Genomic DNA, 4,298 nt, shown 5'->3' with positions numbered 1-4,298 from the left:
TTATTACGTTTCACAACAGTGCGTCGTTGTGTGGGGCGTATTATAGATATTTCAGAATTCTTTGCAAGTGCTTTTTTACAAAAAATTCATTAACCGATTATTTTTTAGGCATGAAGTCATTTGCGTAATACTCTCTAACTAACCTTTTTGGATGCTCGTTTACAACGTCTAAATCCATTTGCGGAGAGTATTTCATTAAGTTTACTAAGCCCTCTTTCCTTCTCTTTTTCAGTGTAAAACTCACAATTACGATTTTCCAAAGCTCCACGAAGTCGCCAATAAAAAGCTTCACTTGCACTAATATCCGCTTTCTTCAAACGAACAATCGCATTTTCAGCACCAATTTTTCGTAAAGTATCAACATTATCAACCCCTACTTTGTTTAATGCCCGTTCATACTTTATCGATAAATTTGGCAAGTCCCTGATTCGTCCAATCTTAGATAGCGCAAGATCGAGTTTTTCCTTCCTTATTTGAGTAATTGAAAGAATAATCAAAGTTCTCATTAGAACGTTGTCCTTCAAGATACTTTCGGTTAAAGCATAATAATCAGATAATACAAAACGCTTATTGAGTTCATTTGTTGTAAAAGATTTACATCCAAGTCCTTTTAATTTTATTGAAAGCTCATCCTTAGCTCGCAAGTAAACTTTATTGTTTACCCAAACAGCAAACATATCTTTTTGTTTATGAAACAAGCCATATCCCGTAAATAGATTCTTACTTGTCACATCGCCAATAAGTTGATTTAGCAGATCACATACTTTGGTAATATTATCATTAGGTATCGGTAAGATTTTCATTTTAAAGCTCCCCTTAGAGTAAAGTTTATTTATCTATAACTAAGAAGTACTTCTATAGAATAGTTATACCATAATCAATTAAGTGTAACGAATAGAAATTTTCAATTTTGTGAGATAGATCGCAAATATAAAATTTATTTTCAAATAGGCAATTAGATAATGAAAAATAATTTTATAATTAGATACTTAAACCCATTGAAAATTCTCAAATAACAACCAATAATAACTAAAATTATTCTTATAAGTAATTATCATAAACGCTATATTTATGATAAGTATTTTTGATATGGTCATGACTATCACATTAGTCCAAACTTATATACTTAACAAATTGATTTTAAATAAACGATTTCTAAAAGTTGGAATCTAGTTCACATTTTTTCAGTAAGGAAAAAATTTTCTCTTGATACTGTACATCAATACAGATATAATCTAACCAAATTTAGATAACTCTATTCAAGAAGGTTTTATATGGCAACTCAAGAAGAAAAACAAAAAGCGCTCGCTGCAGCACTTGGTCAAATTGAAAAGCAATTCGGTAAGGGCTCAATTATGAAATTGGGCGATACTCAAGCCCTTGATGTAGAATCTGTTTCAACAGGTTCTTTAGGTCTTGATGTCGCTCTTGGTATTGGTGGGTTACCAATGGGTCGTATTGTTGAAATTTTTGGACCTGAATCTTCTGGTAAAACAACCTTAACTTTATCTGTTATCGCTCAAGCACAAAAAGTAGGCAAAACTTGTGCATTTATCGACGCGGAACATGCTCTTGATCCTATTTATGCAGCAAAACTTGGTGTTGATGTGAAAGAACTTTTAGTTTCCCAACCCGACAATGGTGAACAAGCACTTGAAATTTGTGATGCCTTAGTGCGCTCTGGAGCAGTAGATGTCGTTATTGTGGACTCGGTTGCTGCACTTACCCCGAAAGCTGAAATTGAAGGTGAAATGGGTGATTCACACATGGGTTTACAAGCACGTCTGATGTCTCAAGCACTACGTAAATTAACTGGTCAAATCAAAAATGCAAACTGTCTTGTTATCTTCATTAATCAAATTCGTATGAAAATTGGTGTGATGTTTGGTAACCCAGAAACCACAACTGGTGGTAACGCGCTAAAATTCTACTCTTCTGTTCGTTTAGATATTCGTCGTACTGGTTCAGTTAAAGATGGAGATGAGGTCATTGGTAACGAAACTCGTGTTAAAGTAGTTAAAAACAAATTAGCCGCACCTTTCCGCCAAGTAGATTTCCAAATTCTTTATGGAGAAGGTATCTCTAAAGCAGGCGAATTAATTGAACTTGGTGTTAAACATAAACTTGTTGAGAAATCCGGTGCGTGGTATGCATATAACGGTGAAAAAATTGGTCAAGGTAAAGCTAATGCAATGAAATGGTTACATGAAAATCCTGCGAAATCAGACGAACTTGAAGCGAAGCTTCGCGCTGAATTGGTCGCTAATCCTGAACAAGCATTAATGGCTGATATTGAACAATCTAATGATGACGCAGAAAGCGATTTCTAATCACTAAAAGTGCGGTCAAATTGATCGCCTTTCTATTTCAACTGTATTTCTCTTACAAGGAATTTCTATGTCTTCTCTTGCTTTGAGCTATGTTATTAATTTACTTGCTCGACGTGAATATAGCGAATTTGAGCTACGCAATAAAATGCAAGAAAAAGCATTTACGGAAGATGAGATCGATGAAACGATAGCGCACTGCCAGAAAAAAAACTGGCAAAATGATAAGCGATTTGCTGAAAATTATTTATACGCACGTTCGCAACGTGGGTATGGTGCAAATCGTATCAAACAAGAATTACGTCAACTAAAAGGTGTATCTTCAGATGTAATAAATGAAGTTCTTGTAGAAAGTGAAATTAATTGGACTGAAATTGCAAAAAAGATTTTACGTAAAAAGTTTCCTAATTATGCAGAACCTCAACCAATTAAAACCAAACAAAAAATTTGGCAGTATATGCTCTCTCATGGATTTTATTCTGAAGAATTTAGCGATTTTATCGGAAATGGAATAGAAGACTGATGAGCCTAAAGAAATAAATCCCTAATACTGTAAAGATTAAACAACCAACTAAATGACTCACTAAAACGAACAATCCATTTCCCCATTCTTCTTTAAAAAAGAGCTCTATTACTTCACCTGAAAAAGAAGAAAAGGTGGTGAGTGCACCAAGAAATCCCGTCACTAAGAATAATCGCCATTCAGGACTAAATTGAGGGAAGGTCCAAAAAGCTGCTAGTAAAATCCCCATCAAAAAGCAGCCAATAAAGTTCGCCACAAGTGTGCCAAATGCAAGTGAACTAAACAGGGAATTAAGCCATAGACCTAATCCCCAGCGTAAAGAGGCTCCGATCGCTGCACCTGCACTAACCAGAAAAATTGACTGAAACATCTATTTAATACCAAAAAGTGCAGCTAAATGTTTGGCCACTGCTTCGTCCTTATTAAACCCGATCTCTTCCAATTCAGGGCAAGCTTCTTTCAGACGAGGATCAGCATTTGCCATCACATAACCTTTACCAGCCAAAGAAAGCATTTCAACATCATTCTGACCATCACCAAAAGCAATACAATCTTTTAATCCATAATTTCTATTTTCTAATAGATGAGCTAATGCATCACCTTTAGATACATTTTTATTCATGACCTCTAAGCAAGTCACAGCGGAATAAACAATCGTCGCTTTATCACCAAAATGCGTTCTAAGATAATCTTCCAGCTCCACAAGATCTTTCGGGTCACGAGCAATAAAAAATACTTTTTCAGTTCCTCTTCCATGATGTTTTGTGAAATCAACCACCTCATACATGAAACCTGAATCCTTGTGATATTTTGCTAATTCAGGCACATCTATATTGATAAACCAACCATCATCTTGATAAGTATTGATACAAATCTTGGTACGATCAAAAGGGATTTTATACAACTCAAGTACGATTTCTTCTGGAAGGCTATTGCTATAAATAAGGTTACCTTTTAGGTCGCGTACTCTCGCGCCATTGGAAGTGATCATTACAGCATGCTCCGCTCCAATCTTACCTAAAATAGAAGAAACATCCGTGTGATTACGGCCTGTCGCTAAAATAATATCAACACCTTTTTGTTCTAATTTATTTAATATCTCAATTGTGAAATCACCAATTACATGATTGGTATTGAGTAATGTACCGTCAAGATCAGAAACAACGGCTTTAAATGGAAGTTGTTGCATAAAAACACCCGTATAAAAAATTAATCTGTATCATACCAAAACAACTCGATTTTTGACCGCACTTTCTATCATAAAAATGACATTCATTGATAAAAAACAAAAAGGCGCATCTTTCGATACGCCTTCTTAATCTAACTTGTTACAGTTAATACATCAATTATTTGATGATTTTCGCAACAACACCAGCACCTACTGTACGGCCACCTTCACGGATTGCGAAACGTAAACCTTGGTCCATCGCGATTGGGTGGATTAAGCT

Annotated in this window: 6 protein-coding genes; 2 read left to right on the top strand and 4 right to left on the bottom strand. The window is 35.2% G+C overall.

Annotation, left to right across the window (positions count from 1 at the left end; translation table 11 throughout):
• Positions 1-134: 134 nt before the first annotated feature.
• Positions 135-803, bottom strand: a complete 669-nt coding sequence (locus ACXVWB_RS11095) for a TfoX/Sxy family DNA transformation protein (protein WP_128787950.1) — start codon at positions 801-803, stop codon at positions 135-137.
• Positions 804-1,274: 471 nt separating this feature from the next.
• Here ACXVWB_RS11095 and recA point away from each other — a divergent pair, with 471 nt between their 5' ends.
• On the top strand, positions 1,275-2,330 hold the full coding sequence (gene recA, locus ACXVWB_RS11090) for a recombinase RecA (protein ID WP_014064545.1): 1,056 nt from the start codon (positions 1,275-1,277) through the stop codon (positions 2,328-2,330).
• Positions 2,331-2,397: 67 nt separating this feature from the next.
• Entirely contained in the window at positions 2,398-2,850 is a 453-nt protein-coding gene (recX, locus tag ACXVWB_RS11085; protein WP_128787948.1) for a recombination regulator RecX, read from the top strand.
• Here the strand turns inward: recX and crcB are convergent.
• The 3 genes from crcB to ACXVWB_RS11070 all read right to left on the bottom strand — a co-directional run.
• Positions 2,825-3,220 carry a fluoride efflux transporter CrcB gene (gene crcB, locus ACXVWB_RS11080; protein WP_049369600.1) on the bottom strand — a complete coding sequence of 132 codons (396 nt, stop codon included), beginning with the start codon at positions 3,218-3,220 and terminating at the stop codon, positions 2,825-2,827. The two genes, recX and crcB, sit on opposite strands and share 26 nt — an antisense overlap.
• Positions 3,221-4,039, bottom strand: coding sequence for a Cof-type HAD-IIB family hydrolase (locus tag ACXVWB_RS11075; protein WP_128787947.1), 819 nt, complete (start codon positions 4,037-4,039; stop codon positions 3,221-3,223).
• A gap of 157 nt (positions 4,040-4,196) precedes the next feature.
• Positions 4,197-4,298 (bottom strand): EF-Tu C-terminal domain-related protein (locus ACXVWB_RS11070; RefSeq protein WP_077495063.1); only part of this gene is annotated, 102 nt, incomplete at its 5' end.

The organism is Haemophilus sp. SZY H53 (genome assembly GCF_054332375.1).
The sequence above is the reverse complement of the archived record's forward strand: the minus strand, read 5'-3'. Positions and strand labels throughout refer to the sequence as shown.

What these genes read in the sequence shown, in the direction of transcription:
- recA (WP_014064545.1), top strand. Translation starts at nt 1,275, where the DNA reads ATGGCAACTCAAGAAGAAAAACAAAAAGCGCTCGCTGCAGCACTTGGT.
- crcB (WP_049369600.1), bottom strand. Translation starts at nt 3,220, where the DNA reads ATGTTTCAGTCAATTTTTCTGGTTAGTGCAGGTGCAGCGATCGGAGCC.
- ACXVWB_RS11075 (WP_128787947.1), bottom strand. Translation starts at nt 4,039, where the DNA reads ATGCAACAACTTCCATTTAAAGCCGTTGTTTCTGATCTTGACGGTACA.
- ACXVWB_RS11095 (WP_128787950.1), bottom strand. Translation starts at nt 803, where the DNA reads ATGAAAATCTTACCGATACCTAATGATAATATTACCAAAGTATGTGAT.
- recX (WP_128787948.1), top strand. Translation starts at nt 2,398, where the DNA reads ATGTCTTCTCTTGCTTTGAGCTATGTTATTAATTTACTTGCTCGACGT.